At 65.9% G+C, this 2,665-nt stretch carries 1 pseudogene; it reads right to left on the reverse strand.

Annotated elements, in window-relative coordinates:
- Window positions 1–271 precede the first annotated feature (271 nt).
- Window positions 272–2,665 (reverse strand): annotated as a pseudogene (locus EN749_RS33865) (kinesin); the annotation flags it as partial.

Raw genomic sequence — 2,665 nt, forward strand, 5'->3', positions numbered from 1 at the left:
GGAAACTGGTTCGCCGCAGCGCCGCGCCAACCCAACCGCTTGGCGCTGCCGCGAACCCATCATAAGGGGGAAAACTGTTACCTATCTATCCGGTTCAAACTGTTACCCATCTATCGGCTGGACACTGTCGCCGAAGATTTCGCCAATCGCCAACGTTGCTGAATGGGCGCCGGGAGTGCGGCCATCTCCTTCTCCCCGTCACTATACGGGGAGAAGGTGCCGGCAGGCGGATGAGGGGCGGCGCCGACCGATTGTTATCCTCGTCGCCCGCTCAGTGCAGGCGGCCGCTCGCATGGGCCAGCATGGTGTAGACCTTGCCGGTGTCCGACGTCAGGTAGGTCTGCGCCATGATGTTGTCACGGTCGTTGCGCGAGACATCCTTGAGCAGCTTCTCGAAATCGTCGCAGTAGCGGTCGACAGCAGCGCGGAACTCGGCTTCCGCCTGATACTTGCGACGGATCTCGTCGAACGTCTGCTGTCCCTTCAGTGTGTAGAGCCGCCGCGTGAACACGTCACGCTCGCCACGCCGGTAGCGGTTCCACAGCTCGATCGAAGCCTCGTGGTCGATGGCACGCGCGATATCGACTGAGAGCGAGTTCAGCGATTCCACGACATGCAGGGGCGAGCGCTGGGCAGGGGTAGCGCGCTGCGCTTCCGCGGGGGCCGTAGGGGCTGCCGACCTGCGGTCCTCATCGTTCGATGCCGCGGTCAGCAGATCCCGCACCCATCCGCCCTGGGGCGTGCGGGCGCTGGCATCGCCGCGCGGACGCGGTGCCGCCTCGGCAGGACGCTCAAGGTCGAGCGTGCCGCGCAATGCAGGGCCGCCCAAGGGCGCCTGAGGCGTGCGCAGGTCCGGCTGCGGTGCCGGTGCGCGGCGCGGCGGCTCGGCAGCGCGTGCGGCCGGCGGTTGCGGCGCCGGACGCAGGTTGCGTGGTTCGGACCCGTCACCGCCGCGGCCGGACTTGGCCACGATGTCCGAAAGCTCCTTCAGGGCGTTGATCTGCTCGGAAACGGCGCGGCGGATGGCCGAGGTCGATTCCTTTGCCTCTTCCGGCATTTCGATGACGCCCTTCTTGAGCTCGGCCCGGGTCAGGTCGAGTTCGCTCTTGATCGAGCCCGCGGTGCGCCGCATCTCCTCGGTCGCATCGGCAAAGCGCTTGGTTGCCGAGTCAACGACGTCGGTGATGGCGTTGCGGATCTTGTCGGCCGACTCCATCGTCTTGCCTTCGGCGTTCTGCAGTGTCTGGCCGACGAGATTTTCGAACGAGCGCATGACCCTTTCGAGATCCTCCGACTTCTTGACCAGGCCGACGGCGAGGTCTTCGAGCGACGACTGCCGTTCGAGCGTGTGTTCGAGATTGCTCTGGGCCGAGCTCAACAGGTCCGAAGCACTGGAGAGCAGGCGGCTGTGCTCGTCGAACTTGGTGGCAATCGACGCGACCTCGCGCAAGGTGGACGACGACAGTTCCGTCAGCCTTGTCGTGTTCGAATCGACCAGACGTGCAGAGCTGGCAAAGGTCTGCGCGGCCTTCTCGGTGGTGGCGGCGAAGCTTTGCGTGCTGCCGCTCAGGCGTTCATCGACCTGGCCGAGATTGACCGCGGCCTGGTCGATCAACTGACCGAGCTGCGAGCTGGACTTGGTCATGCGGCCGATGAGATCAGCGACGCTGTCGGACAGCGACGAGCGGGCGCCTTCGACCGCCGACAAGGTTTCGGCGGTGCGGCTGGCGAGCGCGTCGACAAGCGCAGCATTCTCGCTGCGCAGCTTCTCGGTGGCGCGTTCGGTGACCTCTTCCATGCTCTTTTGCAGGTCCGAGCCGCCCTGGGCGAAGCGCTCGACCAGGGGCCGTGCGGTTTCGTCGAGGATCTTCGACATTTCGGCCGAACGTGCGGCGAGCATGGTGTTGAGTTCGCGGGTGTTGGCGCCGATCGTCTTGGCGGCATCGTTGGTGCTTTGGCCGATATGCTGGCCAACCGCGGTGAAGGTCTCGGCGATCACATTGGCGCGCGAGACGAGTTGCGCCTCGGCATTCGACACCTGTTCGTTGAGCTTCTGGCCCATCGTCTCGGCTGTGAAGGCGAGGCGGTTCTCGACGCCTGAGACCTGCTCTTCGACACGGGCTGCCGCGGCCGCGGCACTCGACGCGAAACGCTCGTCCGCACCGGCAAGCGCCTGCTCGATTTCGCGGGCATGCACGGCCATTTCCTGGCCGGTCCGCCTTGCGCGTTCGGCAACCCGTTGCTCGGTATCCGCAAAGGCACCGACGATCGTCTCGGCATGCTCGCCGATCGTGGAGGTGCTGCTGGCGATGCGCGACACCAGACGCTGATCCGCCTCGTCGAAGATACGGCCGATTTCCGAGGCACGGCTCGACAGCGCTTCCGAACCTTCGGCGATGCGCGAGACGAGTTGCTGGTCGGCGGCATCGAAGATGCGGCCAAGGTCCGATGCACGCGCGGCAAGCGCTTCGGCCGATTCGCCGATGCGCATGCCGAGCCGCTGGTCGGCGCCTTCGAAGTTGCGCAGGATGTCGCCGGCACGCGCGGCCAGCGACTGGGCGGTCTCGATAGCGCGGGCAACCAGCTTCTGGTCGGCCGCATCGAACGTGCCGGCAATCTCGCTTGCACGGGCGGCCAGATGATCCGCGGTGTCCTGGGCCCGGGC

Source organism: Mesorhizobium sp. M7A.F.Ca.ET.027.02.1.1, from assembly GCF_004022985.1.
Taxonomy (GTDB): domain Bacteria; phylum Pseudomonadota; class Alphaproteobacteria; order Rhizobiales; family Rhizobiaceae; genus Mesorhizobium.